Below are 14,392 nucleotides of genomic sequence, written 5' to 3'. Positions count from 1 at the left end.
CGATTCTCATCTTCACATTATTCCTAAGGATTTGATTTTTATAACGTCCTGCATATAATACATAACATAACAAACAAATTCTTCAAAGCCTAAAATAAAAACAGAGAGTTATCTCGCATGAAAAATACTTCCAACTGTGATAATATTTCCGAACACTTGAATACAAATGAATTTCCACAGACAAATACGACCCCATTCACAGTTTTGGCTCCTAAACATTATTTAAATCAAATTTCTTTTGAAGCCATTATCAATGACAACATCCAATGGGATCGAGATCAATGGAGAGTTCCGCCAGGAACTCTGGCACTGAGTATAGTGCTAACTCCTTTTTTTCGCGCAGATAAACGATATCCTTTATGCTCTGTTGAAGAGATTGTTGAATTCATGGATACTGAGCTTGTTTTTGGAAAAGATTATCCCCACTCATACTTCAATGATGATTGTTTAGGTCTGTTGCTGGATCGAGTTCATGAAGCAGGTTGCCCAGGTCTTTTCAGCATGGTAGTATCACAAGTTTTTGCAAACTTCAAAATTCCATTCGGTCGAATATTCCAAGTGGACACTACATCTCATGTTTACTACGGAGATTCTAAGGTTTGTGAAGAGGAAAATTATGAAGGTTTGAAGGTCACTTACGGTTATAGCAAAGATAAGCGTCCTGATAAAAAACAAATTATGAGCGGAATGATTACAAACGAATTAGGACTTCCTCTTTACACAGAAACACTTGATGGGAACACTGCTGATACTGTTTGGCTCCCAGATGCTATGCGCCATTTCAGGGATTTATTTGGTGAAATGTATAGTGATTCGATCTTCATAGCAGATTCGAAACTGGTGAATAAAAAGAATTTTGGAGTCCTTTTCGATAAAACAAATCCTTTCAGTTTCATCTCCAGGTGCCCAGAGAAATTCTGTTCCAGGATTGCAGAAAAGACTGTATCTGAGGCTTATTCGCTCAATGAATGGGAATACGTAGGACCTTGCTGTAAAGATGAAGAATCTAAAAGAGCAACAAAGTATGAAGTGCAAGGTTTTGATAAAATTGTTCATGGAAATGAATGTCGGTTAGTCGTTTTTAGAAAGCTTGATGGTGATGAAAGGTTAGCCAATGAAAGTAAAAAGGAACGAGAAAAAATTGAGGAAGGAATAAAGAAAGAGTTTAAAAAACCATTCGCTTGCGAAGCAGATGCCAGGAAAGCAATGGATGAATTTGCTAAGAAGTACAAACCCTCATTATTCAATGTCACATTTGAGATCCAAGAAGAAACAATTGAAAAAAGACCGAAAGGAAGACCCTCCAAGAGTCAACAAAAATTGAAAATCACCAGTGAATTTTACGTTAAACTCAAAAGCCTTGAGCAAAACAAGGAAAAAATGGAAAAGCGCCATCAGTCGTTGGAAACTGTAGTACTGATTACAAATGTTCCCTTCGATACAAAAAACAATAAGGAAATCTTTCAGTTATATAAAAACCAACAAGTTGTTGAAACGAACTTTGAAGAATTGAAAAAACCTTCTATGTTTTACAGGATATTTCTGGAAAAACCAGAACGTATTGAAGCATTGCTTATGCTGCTGCATGTTTCCTTATTAGTAAGGGTACTTATGAGGATTACAGCAAGAGAAAATCTGAAAAAGGAAAATGAGCCTTTACGTATTGATTTTGGGAGGTCTATCCTGAAAAACCCTACAGCAGAAAAAATGCTGAGGTTGCTTTCCTTCCATTATATCATGACTATAGATGGAAAGCGTGTGATTATCACAAAAAATGGAAAAGTAGATCACCTGAACAAGTTGGTAAAGGTACTGGGCTTGAATCTCGAGTCTGGGTGAACTTCCTGAATAAGGCTGAATAAAAGGTTATATTTCGGAAAATATGTAGCGGTAGCTATACAGTTTGTGATGTAACACTTGGTTAATGAAATCAAGAGTTTGAACTTTTTCAAAAAAGAACTGATGGGATTAACTAGAAATTATGGTAATTGAACCATAATTCAGGGGAAAATTAAAGGGGGGGTCGAAATGTGAGATATAATGCATGTACATATATATTTATTATCAGTAGGAAAAATAATAATAAGATTTCCTTGCAGAGCAATAATTTTTGGATAACTGCTAAATTATAGAGGTTTCGTTTTTTTCTGCAGGGTGTTTTTCAGGACAAAACTTAAATAGTCACAATTGTTAATACAAATCACAATTGTGAAGGTGAAGACGTGACAATTGAAAACAGAACCGTTTACATGGACAACTCTGCTACGACTCCCGTACGAAAAGAAGTGGTTGAGGAGATGCTCCCCTACCTGACCGATAATTTCGGAAACCCTTCTTCCATCTATGAACTCGGGAAAACCTCAAAACATGCGGTGGAAAAAGCAAGAAAAAGGGTTGCAGATGCTATCGGGGCTGAAGAAAACGAGATATACTTCACTTCAGGAGGCACCGAGTCCGATAACTGGGCAGTAAAGGGGATAGCCTTTGCAAACAGGAGCAGAGGAAAACACATAATCACCTCATCGATCGAACATCATGCCGTCCTGCACGCCTGTGCCTGGCTCGAAGGGCAGGGGTTTGAAGTGACATATCTTCCGGTTGACCGGTATGGGAGAGTCTCCCCGGAAGATCTGAAGAATTCGATCAGGGACGATACGATTCTCATTTCCATAATGCTTGCAAATAATGAGATAGGGACAATTCAGCCCGTCGAAGAACTTGGAAAAATCGCAAGGGAAAACAGGATATATTTCCACACGGACGCTGTGCAGGCAGTCGGGCACATTCCTGTAGATGTCAAAAAAATGAATATCGACCTCTTATCCCTTTCAGGGCATAAGTTCGAAGGGCCAAAGGGCTGCGGAGCGTTCTACATAAGAAGAGGGACAAAAATCGAAGCTCTACTCCACGGAGGAGCTCAGGAAAGAAAACGGAGGGCAGGAACCGAGAACGTCCCTTCCATAGTGGGGCTCGGGAAAGCCATAGAGCTTGCAGTTGACGAAATGGAAGGAACGAATAAATCCCTGCTGGAAATGAGAGAGCGCCTGATTGAAAACCTCCTCCAGATCACGAAGACCCACCTGAACGGACATCCTGCAGAGAGGCTTGCAAACAACGTAAATGTCACTTTCGAATACATTGAAGGGGAGTCTCTCCTGCTGCTCCTGAACGCAAAGGGAATTTTTGCATCCACGGGAAGCGCATGCAACTCCACTTCTCTTGAACCCTCGCATGTGCTCACGGCCTGCGGAGTTCCGCAGGAGATCGTCCACGGTTCCCTGAGATTGAGCCTTGGGAGGATGAATACTCAGGAAGATGTGGACAGGGTGCTTGAGGTTCTCCCCGAGATTGTTCAGAAACTCAGGAACATGTCGCCGCTGACCCCTCAGGAATACAGGGCTCTTTGAATAAAAAAATCAGGACCATTTTAACAAAAAGGAACCCGGATAAGTATAACCGTTTTGGGAATCTGAAAATCAAAAACAGTACGAGAGGAAAATTCATGGATTACAGCGCTAAAGTGATGGATCATTTTTCAAATCCGAGAAACATGGGAAGCATTGAGGACTGCGACGGAGTAGGAGAGGTCGGGAACGCAAAGTGCGGAGATATAATGAAGATCTTTCTCAAAGTCGACGGAGACATGATTGTGGACGTGAAGTTCCAGACCTTCGGGTGCGGGGCTGCAATTGCATCAAGCAGCATGGCAACCGAACTCATCAAAGGAAAAACCCTGAAAGAAGCCTGGGAACTCTCAAATAAAGCAGTCGCAGAGGCTCTTGACGGGCTCCCCCCGATAAAAATGCATTGTTCCATGCTTGCGGAAGAGGCAATCCATGAGGCAATCAACGACTATCTGCAGAAAAAAGGGCTTGAGCCCTGGGACTGAATGAGCCCCGGCTGATCCGAAAAAGAGAGTCACTTTGAAAACGGAATTACTACGGAAAACGGAGTTGTTATGGAAGACCGGTTAATTGCAAAAGAAATAAAAAAGCTCAAAAAAGAAAAAAACGCAATAATACTTGCCCATTTTTACACCCGCACGGAAGTAAGGAAAATCGCTGATTTTGTGGGGGATTCCCTATCTCTCTGCCGAAAAGCGGTGAATTCAAAAGCAGATGTCATAGTTTTTGCAGGCGTTCATTTCATGGCGGAGTCGGCATCAATTATTTCACCCGAAAAGTCAGTCCTTTTGCCGATCCCGGATGCGGGCTGCCCGATGGCGGATATGGTTAGCGTGGAGGCCCTCCGGAAAGAAAAAGAAAAGCACCCTGATGCAGCCGTTGTCTGCTATGTGAACAGTTCAGCCGCCGTTAAAGCGGAATCGGATATCTGCTGCACCTCTTCAAATGCGGTAAATGTTGTAAACTCAATTGAGAACAGGGAGATCATTTTTACCCCGGATAAAAACCTCGGAGCCTTCGTATCCCTGCATACCGACAAAAAAATACATCTCTGGCCCGGGTTTTGCCATGTCCACGAGAACATCGGGGAAGAGGACATAAAAGAATTGAAAAATCTGCATCCCGAAGCGGAGCTTCTTGCACACCCCGAATGCAGGCCTGAAGTCCTGAGTTTTGCGGACCATATCCTCAGTACCTCCGGAATTGTGAAGGAAGCGGGAAAATCAGGTGCCACCGAGTTTATAATCGGGACTGAAAAGGAAATTGTCCGGAACCTTAAACGAAAATACCCGGACAAAAAATTCTATCCCGTATCAAAAAAGGCTGTTTGCTACAATATGAAAAAGGTCAGCCTTGAGTCCGTCCTTAATAGCCTTCGGAATATGGAGTATGAGGTCCAGGTCCCGGAAGATGTGAGGTTGAAAGCAAAAAAGGCACTTGGCCGAATGCTTGCAGTCGGCGGAACTTAACGAAAGAGAGAAAGGTTGAAACGAAAAAATAAAGGCAGGATGGTAAAAGAGAGGAAGGTAAAAGAGAGGAAAAAAATACCTGGGGAAAAAAGGAACTTACTCTCTTATTTTTCAGTCCTGCTATCTTTTTTCCCATTATCAGAAATCTATAAATAGAAAGATCACAATTGTGATTGGAGTTCACAATTGTGAATGTATAGGGGAAGCGAAACGTCAGAATGGCAGAGTGGCTATGCTTCCGGCTGCAACCCGGAATTACGTGAGTTCAATTCTCACTTCTGACTTGAAAAATACGGTCTTGAGGTAAGATAGAATGGATAACAGCAATGAAAAACAAATTGGGGAAAAAGGGTTAAGGAAAAGAACCCTGGAAAATCCCGGCATCTCAACCCTCGCGGTACATGCCGGAGCAAAACCGGACCCCGCCACAGGAGCAAGGTCGGTTCCGATTTATCAGACTGCAGCTTATGTATTCGACGACACTGAACATGCAGCCGATCTTTTCGGGCTCAGGAAAGAAGGCAATATTTATACGCGCCTTATGAACCCCACAACCGATGTCTTTGAGAAAAGAATCGCTGCCCTTGAAGGTGGCATAGGAGCCCTTGCGACCTCTTCAGGAATGGCTGCAATCACAACAGCCCTGCTTACCTTTACAGGTCCCGGGGACGAAATAGTTTCAGGTGATAAGATCTATGGGGGGACTTACGAGCTTTTCAATTACACGTTTCCCAAACTCGGGAGGACCGTAAAATTCGTAGACTCGGGAATCCCCGAAGAGTTCGAAAAGGCAATCACAGATAAAACAAAGGCCCTCTACGTGGAATCAATCGGAAATCCCAAACTCGATGTTCCCGATTTTGAAAAACTTGCAGAAATCGCTCATTCGGCAGGAATACCCCTTGTTGTGGACAATACGGTAGCCCCTGTGATCTTGAGGCCTATCGAGCACGGCGCAGACATCGTGGTGCACTCTGCAACGAAATATATAGGAGGGCATGGGACTTCGATCGGAGGGGTGATCATCGACTCCGGAAATTTTGACTGGGGTCCTGAGAAATTCCCGGAAATCTGCGACCCCGATCCCGGATACCACGAGCTGAAATATAAGGAAGCCTTCGGAAAAGCTGCTTTTATTGTAAAAGCAAGGGTTCAGTTCATGAGGGATGTAGGAGCCTGCCTTTCTCCATTTAACGCATTCCTGTTCACGCTGGGACTTGAGACTCTTCCCCTGAGAATGAAAAAGCACTGTGACAACGCCCTTGCAGTTGCCAGATTCCTGCAGGCCCACCCGAAAGTTTCCTGGGTCTCCTATCCGGGCCTTGAGTCCCACAGGAGCCATGAGCTTGCAAAGAAGTACCTGAAATCCGGCTACGGGGCAATAATCGGGTTCGGGATCAAAGGCGGGACAGAGGTTGCAAAGAAGTTTATTGAAAGCCTTGAGCTCTTCTCCCACCTTGCAAACATAGGGGATGCAAAAAGCCTCGTAATCCATCCCGCCTCGACAACCCATGAACAGCTTTCGGCAGAAGAACAGAAAGCATGCGGAGTGACCGAGGACTTTATCAGGCTTTCCATAGGGATCGAAGACGAAAAAGACCTGATTTTAGACATAGAACAGGCACTTTCAGAGGTATGAGATAGCATGGTGGTTTCTTCCGTAAACTTTTCAGGGAATTCTTCCAAAAATCTGTTTTCGGAAAAAAAAGGCCAGAGCATCGGGCCAGTCCGCTCGATGAACTATGAAATCCCCGGAACCTTTGTGCTCGAGAGCGGAAAAACCCTTTCCGACGCCAGGATAGAGTACGAAATTTACGGAAAGATGAACGCCGATAAAAGCAACGTTATCCTGATCTGCCACGCCCTTACTGGAGACGCCCATGCTGCCGGGTTTCATGAAGGCGAGAAAAAACCGGGCTGGTGGGAGATCGTAATCGGCCCCAATAAGGCGTTTGACACTGAAAAATACTGCATCATCTGCTCAAACATCCTGGGAGGCTGTAAAGGCTCAACAGGCCCTTCTTCAATAGACCCTGAAACCGGAAAACACTACGGCATCTCCTTTCCCGTAATTACGGTCAAAGACATGGTAAAGGTCCAGAAAAAACTGGTCGAGCACCTCGGGGTAAAACAGCTTTTTGCGGTTGCAGGCGGTTCCATGGGAGGAATGCAGGTACTCCAGTGGACGGTCAGTTACCCCGAAATGGTAAAAAAAGCAATTGCAATCGCGACTACAGCCTCCACAACCCCGCAGCAAATCGCATTCGGAGCAATAGGCAGGAAAGCCATAACCGATGACCCTAAATGGAATGGGGGAGACTATTACGGAAAAGAGATACCTTCCCAGGGGCTCGCCCTTGCCCGTATGATAGGACATATTACCTACCTGAGCGACGCCTCCATGCAGAAAAAGTTCGGAAGGCTCCAGCAGGATAAAGAGAAATCAGGTACAAAAGCATGCACAAAAGGCATAACGGGCACGGAAGGCAAAAATTTGTCCGAAATATCCTCTGAAATATCCTCTGAAATATCCTCTGAAATATCCTCTGAGATCGCTCCTGAATTCTCTCACGATTTTACCCCAAACTTCCAGGTTGAGAGCTACCTTAACTACAAGGGAGATAATTTCACAAAGCGTTTTGATGCCAATTCCTATCTGTACATTACAAAAGCTGTGGACTACTTTGACCTTGCAAGAAACGGCTCCCTTATAGAGGGCTTTTCCGGAGTTACTGCAAAATACCTTGTAATTTCCATCTCTTCGGACTGGCTCTACCCTCCTTACCAGTCGCAGGAAATCGTTTCAGCCCTTAATGCAAATGGAATTGATGCCAGGTATGAAGAAATCAGGTCCCAGTACGGACATGACGCCTTCCTGCTTGAAGAGGGACAGCTTAGCTATCTGATAAGGGGTTTCCTCTCCGAAGTCCTTGTCAGCGATGTCATGAACCGTAACTTCTACACGGTCTCGAGAAATGAAACCATCGAACACGCCTCAAAGCTGATGGTAAAAGAGCGCGTAAGCCACCTTCCGGTCATTTCGGAAACCGGAAAAATCGAAGGTATCGTCACCTCCTGGGACATCACAAAAGCAGTAGCCTGCAAAATCAATGAGCTGGACGAAATTATCACCCGGGATGTCAGGTACGTATACGAAGACGAAAGGATCGAGAAGGCGTCCTCAATAATGGAGGATTACTCGATTTCCTCACTCCCGGTCATTGATTCCGAGCACCGCATAATAGGTCTTGTTACAAGCGAAAGCATAAGTGCCCTTATCGGCAGGTTCGGTTAATTTTGAGGCGCCTGATAATAGCTTGATTGTAACAAGAATGAGTGAAATTTCACATAATTAGTACTAAAATTTTTGATATTAATGCTACATATCAAACTCATTTTGGCTTAAAATCAAGGAGATTATTCCCAGGGAATTAGTGGATACTATCAAAATTGTAGATACAATTTAAAATTTTATATGGATTTCTATGTTAGTTATGAATTTTCATTTTTTCAAATGAGATTTCATCTCAGCAAGGTGTTTCATGTAACTTTGCACTGTTTTAGTTCCCGAAATATGTCAAATTTAGGCTCAAAGCAATTCAGTTAAATTATATTTTTCCTGCCGGCGGTCTGCTTAAAACTCGCTCAAACACACCTGCATGGATGATTGAGAAATCGAAAACACGGCAACGTACATTGAGAAAGTAGCAGTTTCTAATCCGCTCATTTTTTCCTTTATCTGTTTAGAATGAAAGTAATGTGACTTGAAATAATGTGACTTGAAAAGTACTTTCGTTTCTTTTCGCCTGTAATTCGGATAATTTCATGTTTGTTTTTAAAAATATCACCATGTTCTTCTGCTTTACTTGAAATTTTTAAGTAGCATCTATCCTGAAACTAATATTGTGTTGAAATTATAAATATGAACTTATTTCCTTCAATGAAATCGATGATGTTCTATGGAATCCATAGAACCTTGTTCCCCCCAAAAATCACATCCCTAAGATCCCATGTTAATCTAAGGAAGTTAATGAACGGAATTTTGTAGGCCAGGTCGTGAGCTCCTTAACAGATTTTGAATCATAACTTTGTAGCTATGATTGAAATCAGATTAAAGTAATTTCCACCTTCAGCTTCCATCATTCCTATATCCCTACGAGCATAGTCGTTATCACACAAAAGCCAATCCTGCCAGGATTCTTTTAAGCAATATAATTCTTTGAATTCTTTAATACTTACCAAATCAGAGTTTTTCCATAAATTATACCACCAATCACATGAGTGTAGAGTTAAAGTCATATCATCAAACCAGTATGGCACCAATTCTACTGGAACTCCATTTGTAAATTCCTGCTTCAAGCCCGGAACTGCAACTGCTATTTGCCCTCCTTTTTTTACGAGTGGAGCAAAATACTTGGTCAAATAATCTTTTTCAACCCCGAAATAGTGATAGGCATCTATACTGATAGCAGCGTCAAAAAACTCATTTGCAAACGGTAGATCATGAGCTTCTGCGTGTATTGGTATTATTTTATCTTCCAATCCCATTGACTTAATTCTCTCATAGTTATCTGTTGCACTTATCCAGAGATCAGTTGCAAAAACCGTAACATCATATTCTTTTGCCAGGAATATTGAGGTCAACCCTCTCCCACATCCAAGATCAAGTATTCTCATGCCTTTTTCAAGCTTCAAAGATTCGGACACTTCCTCAAGAATCTTTATTGCGTTTGGTCCCATCATGTTTTCTTTAACAAAATCAAAATCATATTTGTTACTTTTTGTAAACATCATCTTGATCACTTTTAGTTAATCCATCCCATATTATTTCATGGAGCTTGTTACTTATTATTGGAGTTTGTTACTTGTTATTCTTCTATATATTTCGAGGCAACCTTTGTCACATATCGTTCTTTTATTTGAACTAAGGTACTCAGTCAGTATAGCTTTTAACTTAACAACTTCACTTTCATATGCTAGAACCTTTCATATGGCAGAACAGTAGTCTTAATACCGTTAGGAAAGATAATCGTTTTACTCTACGATAAACCGAAAAGTAGTGAAATAATGGATGAAAAATTACTTGCAAAAATTGGATTGAACAGATATGAGAGTTCAGTTTACCTGACCCTCCTGAAGCAGGATTCTATGGAAGCAAGCAAATTATCCCATTCATCGAAAGTCCCTATAGGAAAGATCTATGAGGTTCTCAAAGCCCTCAAAAATTATGAGCTTGTCGAAATCCAGCCGTCACGACCCCAGAGATACCGGGCGGTCGATCCTAAATACGCATTTAAACTCATGTACAAAAGAAAAGAGGAAGAAACCCTCAATGAGCTCAAAATGCTCAAAGAAATATTCGATGAAATCGAAAGGGAACTCTGCAACGACAATTTACCACAAAATGTTGAAACTGTCTTCTGGCCTGACAGGTTTCGTAATAATGAACTAAATGAAATGGTGGATTCATTTTTTGAGAAAATCGAGCATGAAATATGTGTTGTAATCCATATTAAGTACAGGCCTGGAAGATCAGAGCTATATGATGCCTCAATATCCACTTTTAGCAAAGCTTATTTGAGTTTAGTACAGCGTGGCATAAAAGTTAAAATTTTAGATCCGGGATCACAATTACTGCCATCATTAAAAGAGCTTATTGATTCAATAGAAGATCTGTCATTCAAACGCTATATTAAGGACCTGATGGAAGTAAGAATTTTAGAAACCGAATACAATTTTACAATCACTGATTCTAAGATAACCGTGCTTGATATTGAAGACCAGTTCAATATGAGTAGAAACCTCGGTATGACAAGAATATATGACGAATCATATGCAAAGAGATTCAAGGCAAAATTTGATGAACTCTGGACAAAGGGTGAATTGTTTTCTCTGACTTGAGGGGTACTTTGCAGAGCTTCTTTAGATTAATCGATTCTTTCCCTCTAGGGAGAGTTTTTCTGATTTACATTTCATCCAGTATGCGTTTGATATCCGGTTTTGCTTCTGGAATGCCTTCTTTAACAAATAACCAGACTACCTTCAGATTTACTCCGAAATAAGCGTGAATCAATTTGTTCCGTATACCCGCGAGATCTTTCCAGGGTACTGAGGGGTATTTTTCACGTACTTCAGATAGCTTCAACTTCACTCAGGATGTGTTTACTTATGTTTGGCTTCAACGCATCTTTCATAACCAGGTCTACTTTAACACCCAGGCATCCGAAAGGTAGTTTTCAAGGTTGACAAATTCAAAAATAGTAGGGGTTCTGGAAAGCTCAACGAGTATATCCAAGTCGCTTCCGGGTTTCTGTTCTCCCCTTATATAGGACCCAAAAACTCCCAGGTAGCTAATGTGGTATTTTTCTTTAAGCTCCGGGATCATTTCATGAAGTTTCAGGATATAGATTTCAGTGTCTTTTCGGTTTTCCTGCATTTTTTCAGGCTCTATCCGGTCCCTTTTGATATGTTATAGTATTCTGCGGTTGTAGTATTTATAATTACTAAAGAAGGCAGTTTTCAAGTGTTATATTTTCATGGAATATATCCAACGTCAAATCCTTCCACCCATACAAATTTAAGCAAAAAGCCTTATAATCGGTTTTATGCGGTTCAAAATTATCCTTGAGGAAGACGAAGAAGTCGGAGGGTTTATTGCCAGCTTTCCCGGTTTGCCTGGCTGTTTTTCGCAGGGAGATACTGTAGAGGAAGCTATTGAGAATATTAAAGAAGCAATTCAGGCCTGCCTGGAATCTCTCGCAGAAGACGAACTGCAAGCCTATCTGGAAAAACCCTCCTGCAGGGTTGTTGATGTGGTTGTTTAATCAGGTTCGAGATTGCTAATAAAAGCTTGAAAAAGCGGTGTACCGGTATACAAATGCATTTAAAATTTAAGTGCCAAAATGGCAATTAGGTGGTAACTATTGGGAGACCCAAAGCGGCTTGTGCACGACCAGGCTGAACAAAAAATAGATTACTACGGCAAAAAGATAGCTGGAATGAAACAGAAGTATGGAATGAACTTTTCTGATTTTGAAAAAAGAATCCATTTAAGGGGAGGGAAAGAAGATTTTGAAGAATGGGATGATTTCATTCTCTGGGAAAGCTATGTCACAGCATCGAGGTACTGGGAACAGTTCGTGTAACAATAACCAAAACTGTTTCAGTTCTTTCTTCCAACGAATCAGATAAATTGCTGTTACAACATTTGAATAACTCACAGAATCTATAATAAGATTCAGAAGGCATAAAACTAAACAAAACTGGACAGGTGTCATCACGCTCATCAAATTTACTCAAACAGCCCTTGAAAAGGCAAAATACGAAATAATCGATAACATTGAACCATATTACGGAGAAGTTTCCGAACTTGAGGGCGTATGGGCTACAGGCAAGACCCTTGAAGAGTGCCGGAAAAACCTGGAAGAAGTTATAGATGAATGGATCAATTTCAGGTTAAGAAATGGCCTTATCCGGTTGGAGAGCTAATCATGTACCGTTTTCTCGTTATATTCGAAAAAGCGAATAAATACTATTCAGCATATTCACCTGACCTTCCGGGCTGTGTAGCCACCGGTTCTACCCGAGAGGAAGTAAAGAAAAACATCTATGAAGCCATTGAAATGCACGTGCAGGGACTTCTGGAGGATAATTTACTTATTCCAGAATCAGAATCTTTTGCAGAATATGTGGCTATTGCTGAAAAACCCTCTATAGATTCCGAATTTGTTTAAGTTTTATTTCTCATCAAACTTCTATTTCGTTCCGTTTGAATATATTTTCTTATATCTCCGTCATTACACTGACGATATTTAACGTAAAAATCATCATTATAATGACGATTATTTAAATGGAAGTGGATTTTAGGATTATAATATCGGGACACTGAACAAAAAAGGAGATTTCTTATCTTGTACTTCAATTCGTTTGAAATATATTTTTCCTGCCTGTAGTCTGCCTGAATCTCTTCCTATAGATTTGTTAAGAACACGGAAATCAAACATCTTTTTTCCCGTGCTCGGATAAATACTGTTCAACAGCACGTTTTGAACTGTGCCATGTTTTTCCTATTTTTACAGCATCCAGAAGCCCCTGTCTGGCCCGCAGGCTGAGGTATTCCTGAGAATAAGGGGTTTCCGTGGCAAGTTCTTTCAGAGGCATCAGTTCATCCTTTCCTCCTGATATGGAGAGATAAAGGGTCAGGTTTTCATCTACAGCTTTTGCAATGAAATTGGCAAACGGTCCCAGGTTTCCAGCATCTGCGGCTCTAAGGAATTTGTAATATTTTTCCCTGTCCTCTTTTTTGAGAACGACAGGAGGACAATCCCTTGAGATCAAATACAGGTTTGTGAGAAGCCGAGCTACCCGTTCGTTTCCATCGCTGAATGGGTGAATTTCAACAAACCTGTGATGCAGGAAAGAAGCCGTTTCAATGGGATGAACTTTGCTTTCTGCTACCTTTTCGATAAGTTCGTCCATCAATTTTACTATCTTCGACCAATCGGGCGGAGCCTTTACTGCACCGGCTATCCTCACATTTCTGGTGCGGTATCTGCCTGCATCTTCAAGTATACTTCTGGTTACAATTTCATGGATTTCCTGAATTGCAATGTTGTCTATTGCACGTTTTTTCTTTGCTAACTCTTCCATCCGGTCAAAAGCTTTTGCGTTGTTGGTCGCCTCGAGATGTTCCCGTAGCGATTTTCCGCCAATAGTCAGCCCTTCTTCCAGGACAAGTTTTGTTTCCTGGAGTGTTAGCGTATTCCCTTCTATCGCGTTCGAGTGGTAGGTGTGCACTAACCTCATCTCTTCATGGAGCCTGCTTAAAGCATCTGCCGGAATGGGCCGCATGGAGTTTAGCTGCTTCATTTTTTCATCTATTCGTGCAAGAAGTTCTTCTTGAATCAGGGAAGTATCGGTATTAACCATAATTTAACATATCCGATATGTTCTCTCTGATATATATCGGTATCGGCAAATTTGTAAGCTATCCGATATTACAGTTTCTTTTTTCACTCAATTCATTTAAAATATATTTTTCCTGCCGGCGGTCTGCGAAAATCTTCCCCGAATACGTTTGTTGAGATAATGTTAAGGAAAGTGAATTGAAAAACTTCAGTTTATTACTTTGCTCTCCTTGCTAAAAAGGTAGAACTGTCTCCGAGATGAAATCTAAACTCGCCTTCCAGTATGTCTTTTTGCTTAATCTTTACCCAACCGCTACCAAAAACATGGTCACATTCGTCATTTCCGTCCCAGGTAAATTCAAATCTTTTGCCATCAGCATATTCAACGATCCTTCCGTCAATATAACCATAAACTAAACCAAATTGAAAATGTCCCATGTTGTCTGGCTCTATCGTAATGAAAGCCTGAACGTCCATATTGAAATAGTCTTCATCCCATAATTCCATTTCATAAATGTGCCATGTCCCTGTGAAGTCCATATTTTTGATTATTTTTTATTGCATAAAAACACTGCTTACGATAAAAAACAGGCAGAAATTGGACCGCCGAATA

At 41.4% G+C, this 14,392-nt stretch carries 16 protein-coding genes; 11 read left to right on the top strand and 5 right to left on the bottom strand.

Going from position 1 to position 14,392, the window contains the following annotated elements; genetic code table 11:
* Window positions 1–117: 117 nt before the first annotated feature.
* The 6 genes from MSSIT_RS12460 (at window position 118) to metX (ending at window position 8,168) form a co-directional block, all read left to right on the top strand.
* On the top strand, window positions 118–1,839 hold the full coding sequence (locus tag MSSIT_RS12460; protein WP_048172761.1) for an IS1634 family transposase: 1,722 nt from the start codon (window positions 118–120) through the stop codon (window positions 1,837–1,839).
* Window positions 1,840–2,228: 389 nt separating this feature from the next.
* A complete protein-coding gene (gene nifS, locus MSSIT_RS12455; protein WP_082089142.1) occupies window positions 2,229–3,407 on the top strand; it encodes a cysteine desulfurase NifS in 1,179 nt (392 codons plus the stop codon).
* Window positions 3,408–3,502: 95 nt separating this feature from the next.
* Window positions 3,503–3,889, top strand: coding sequence for a Fe-S cluster assembly scaffold protein NifU (gene nifU, locus MSSIT_RS12450; RefSeq protein WP_048174763.1), 387 nt, complete (start codon window positions 3,503–3,505; stop codon window positions 3,887–3,889).
* A 69-nt stretch (window positions 3,890–3,958) separates the two neighbouring features.
* On the top strand, window positions 3,959–4,873 hold the full coding sequence (gene nadA / locus MSSIT_RS12445; RefSeq protein WP_048172758.1) for a quinolinate synthase NadA: 915 nt from the start codon (window positions 3,959–3,961) through the stop codon (window positions 4,871–4,873).
* Window positions 4,874–5,186: 313 nt separating this feature from the next.
* Window positions 5,187–6,512 (top strand): O-acetylhomoserine aminocarboxypropyltransferase/cysteine synthase family protein, encoded by a 1,326-nt coding sequence (locus tag MSSIT_RS12440; RefSeq protein ID WP_197080269.1) that lies wholly within the window; start codon window positions 5,187–5,189, stop codon window positions 6,510–6,512.
* Between the two features lie 6 nt (window positions 6,513–6,518).
* Window positions 6,519–8,168, top strand: a complete 1,650-nt coding sequence (metX, locus tag MSSIT_RS12435; protein ID WP_048172757.1) for a homoserine O-acetyltransferase MetX — start codon at window positions 6,519–6,521, stop codon at window positions 8,166–8,168.
* Between the two features lie 785 nt (window positions 8,169–8,953).
* Here the strand turns inward: metX and MSSIT_RS12430 are convergent.
* Complete coding sequence (locus tag MSSIT_RS12430) at window positions 8,954–9,667, bottom strand: SAM-dependent methyltransferase (RefSeq protein WP_187151747.1); 714 nt, start codon at window positions 9,665–9,667, stop codon at window positions 8,954–8,956.
* A gap of 273 nt (window positions 9,668–9,940) precedes the next feature.
* On the opposite strand from MSSIT_RS12430, the gene MSSIT_RS12425 reads away from it, so the two are divergent.
* Complete coding sequence (locus MSSIT_RS12425) at window positions 9,941–10,774, top strand: TrmB family transcriptional regulator (protein ID WP_048172755.1); 834 nt, start codon at window positions 9,941–9,943, stop codon at window positions 10,772–10,774.
* Between the two features lie 64 nt (window positions 10,775–10,838).
* Here MSSIT_RS12425 and MSSIT_RS12420 read toward each other — a convergent pair whose 3' ends face one another.
* Both MSSIT_RS12420 and MSSIT_RS12415 read right to left on the bottom strand, forming a co-directional pair.
* On the bottom strand, window positions 10,839–11,024 hold the full coding sequence (locus tag MSSIT_RS12420; protein WP_231589798.1) for a HepT-like ribonuclease domain-containing protein: 186 nt from the start codon (window positions 11,022–11,024) through the stop codon (window positions 10,839–10,841).
* A gap of 51 nt (window positions 11,025–11,075) precedes the next feature.
* Window positions 11,076–11,309, bottom strand: coding sequence for a nucleotidyltransferase family protein (locus MSSIT_RS12415; protein WP_331456169.1), 234 nt, complete (start codon window positions 11,307–11,309; stop codon window positions 11,076–11,078).
* A gap of 169 nt (window positions 11,310–11,478) precedes the next feature.
* Here MSSIT_RS12415 and MSSIT_RS12410 point away from each other — a divergent pair, with 169 nt between their 5' ends.
* From MSSIT_RS12410 to MSSIT_RS12400, 4 genes are all read left to right on the top strand, one after another.
* Window positions 11,479–11,697, top strand: a complete 219-nt coding sequence (locus MSSIT_RS12410) for a type II toxin-antitoxin system HicB family antitoxin (protein WP_048172751.1) — start codon at window positions 11,479–11,481, stop codon at window positions 11,695–11,697.
* 120 nt (window positions 11,698–11,817) lie between these two features.
* Complete coding sequence (locus tag MSSIT_RS12405) at window positions 11,818–12,018, top strand: hypothetical protein (protein ID WP_231589797.1); 201 nt, start codon at window positions 11,818–11,820, stop codon at window positions 12,016–12,018.
* A gap of 82 nt (window positions 12,019–12,100) precedes the next feature.
* Window positions 12,101–12,361, top strand: coding sequence for a type II toxin-antitoxin system HicB family antitoxin (locus MSSIT_RS25570; protein WP_331456193.1), 261 nt, complete (start codon window positions 12,101–12,103; stop codon window positions 12,359–12,361).
* Window positions 12,313–12,606, top strand: a complete 294-nt coding sequence (locus MSSIT_RS12400) for a type II toxin-antitoxin system HicB family antitoxin (RefSeq protein ID WP_231589796.1) — start codon at window positions 12,313–12,315, stop codon at window positions 12,604–12,606. The genes MSSIT_RS25570 and MSSIT_RS12400 overlap by 49 nt, the downstream gene beginning before the upstream one ends.
* A gap of 262 nt (window positions 12,607–12,868) precedes the next feature.
* Here MSSIT_RS12400 and MSSIT_RS12395 read toward each other — a convergent pair whose 3' ends face one another.
* Window positions 12,869–13,801 (bottom strand): Fic family protein, encoded by a 933-nt coding sequence (locus tag MSSIT_RS12395; protein ID WP_052721643.1) that lies wholly within the window; start codon window positions 13,799–13,801, stop codon window positions 12,869–12,871.
* A gap of 194 nt (window positions 13,802–13,995) precedes the next feature.
* Window positions 13,996–14,319: a hypothetical protein gene (locus MSSIT_RS12390; protein ID WP_048172746.1), complete on the bottom strand. Its 324-nt coding sequence runs from the start codon at window positions 14,317–14,319 to the stop codon at window positions 13,996–13,998.
* Between the last annotated feature and the right edge of the window lie 73 nt (window positions 14,320–14,392).

The organism is Methanosarcina siciliae T4/M, assembly GCF_000970085.1.
Classification (GTDB): domain Archaea; phylum Halobacteriota; class Methanosarcinia; order Methanosarcinales; family Methanosarcinaceae; genus Methanosarcina; species Methanosarcina siciliae.
This window is presented reverse-complemented; position numbering and strand designations above follow the sequence as displayed.

What these genes read in the sequence shown, in the direction of transcription:
- MSSIT_RS12460 (WP_048172761.1), top strand. Translation starts at nt 118, where the DNA reads ATGAAAAATACTTCCAACTGTGATAATATTTCCGAACACTTGAATACA.
- nifU (WP_048174763.1), top strand. Translation starts at nt 3,503, where the DNA reads ATGGATTACAGCGCTAAAGTGATGGATCATTTTTCAAATCCGAGAAAC.
- nadA (WP_048172758.1), top strand. Translation starts at nt 3,959, where the DNA reads ATGGAAGACCGGTTAATTGCAAAAGAAATAAAAAAGCTCAAAAAAGAA.
- MSSIT_RS12440 (WP_197080269.1), top strand. Translation starts at nt 5,187, where the DNA reads ATGGATAACAGCAATGAAAAACAAATTGGGGAAAAAGGGTTAAGGAAA.
- metX (WP_048172757.1), top strand. Translation starts at nt 6,519, where the DNA reads ATGGTGGTTTCTTCCGTAAACTTTTCAGGGAATTCTTCCAAAAATCTG.
- MSSIT_RS12430 (WP_187151747.1), bottom strand. Translation starts at nt 9,667, where the DNA reads ATGATGTTTACAAAAAGTAACAAATATGATTTTGATTTTGTTAAAGAA.
- MSSIT_RS12425 (WP_048172755.1), top strand. Translation starts at nt 9,941, where the DNA reads ATGGATGAAAAATTACTTGCAAAAATTGGATTGAACAGATATGAGAGT.
- MSSIT_RS12415 (WP_331456169.1), bottom strand. Translation starts at nt 11,309, where the DNA reads ATGCAGGAAAACCGAAAAGACACTGAAATCTATATCCTGAAACTTCAT.
- MSSIT_RS12410 (WP_048172751.1), top strand. Translation starts at nt 11,479, where the DNA reads ATGCGGTTCAAAATTATCCTTGAGGAAGACGAAGAAGTCGGAGGGTTT.
- MSSIT_RS12400 (WP_231589796.1), top strand. Translation starts at nt 12,313, where the DNA reads ATGGATCAATTTCAGGTTAAGAAATGGCCTTATCCGGTTGGAGAGCTA.
- MSSIT_RS12395 (WP_052721643.1), bottom strand. Translation starts at nt 13,801, where the DNA reads ATGGTTAATACCGATACTTCCCTGATTCAAGAAGAACTTCTTGCACGA.
- MSSIT_RS12390 (WP_048172746.1), bottom strand. Translation starts at nt 14,319, where the DNA reads ATGGACTTCACAGGGACATGGCACATTTATGAAATGGAATTATGGGAT.